Origin of the sequence: Vibrio sp. 10N.222.46.A1, from assembly GCF_041473595.1 — a bacterium.
Classification (GTDB): Bacteria; Pseudomonadota; Gammaproteobacteria; order Enterobacterales; family Vibrionaceae; genus Vibrio; species Vibrio tasmaniensis_A.
On the sequence record NZ_JBFRSN010000889.1, the window covers coordinates 1 to 784 of the forward strand.

The 784-nt window shown below is 44.0% G+C and carries 1 protein-coding gene; it reads right to left on the reverse strand.

Annotated features, from left to right (window positions below; translation table 11 throughout):
• Positions 1-138 precede the first annotated feature (138 nt).
• Positions 139-636 carry a thiol peroxidase gene (tpx, locus tag AB4496_RS21535; RefSeq protein ID WP_009848186.1) on the reverse strand — a complete coding sequence of 166 codons (498 nt, stop codon included), beginning with the start codon at positions 634-636 and terminating at the stop codon, positions 139-141.
• Positions 637-784 lie beyond the last annotated feature (148 nt).

The window sequence follows — 784 nt, forward strand, 5'->3', positions numbered from 1 at the left end:
AGATTTGCTACTTCGGCATCTAAAAATCGTTCATTATTAAAAACTAAAAGAGCAGCCAATGGCTGCTCTTTTTATTGCTTTGTACTGACCTCTATTAGGTTAATACGAGCTTAAGGCATTGCTGCCTAAAAGTGAGACTTACAGTGCTGCAAGTGCCGCTTCGTAGTTTGGTTCTTCAGTGATCTCTGCAACCAACTCGCTGTGTGTTACCACACCTTTTTCATCAACAACGACAACTGCGCGTGTTGTTAGGCCTGATAGTGGGCCTTCAGCAATCGCTACGCCGTAGTCTGATGCGAATGCAGGAGAACGGAAAGTTGAAGCGTGTTGAACGCCTTCAATGCCTTCTAGTTCGCAGAAGCGACCCGCAGCAAACGGTAGGTCAGCAGAAATACAAACAACAACCGTGTTCTCAAGTTCTGCCGCTTTTGCGTTGAACGTGCGTACGCTCGTTGCACAAGTTGCTGTGTCGATGCTTGGGAAGATGTTTAGAACTACTTTCTTGCCTTCAAGAGAAGCAAGAGTCAGTTCAGAAAGATCGCCTGCAGTCAGTGCAAAGCTTGGTGACTTTTCACCTGTTTGTGGGAATGTGCCCGTTAGCGGTACAGCAGCGCCTTTGAAGGTAACGTGTGACATGAATTTGTCCTTAGTTTAATTATGGTTATGAAACTAGTTGAGCCTAGTTCGACTTACGTTACTCGGAAGTGGTTAAGAAGTGAATGCTTTAAATGTCAGAATTGTAATCAAAGGTCTTTGATTTATTTGTTTGAGAGAGGAATAAATG

Bases quoted from the DNA above. Each gene is read 5' to 3' on its own strand.
- tpx (WP_009848186.1), bottom strand. From the start codon at position 636: ATGTCACACGTTACCTTCAAAGGCGCTGCTGTACCGCTAACGGGCACA.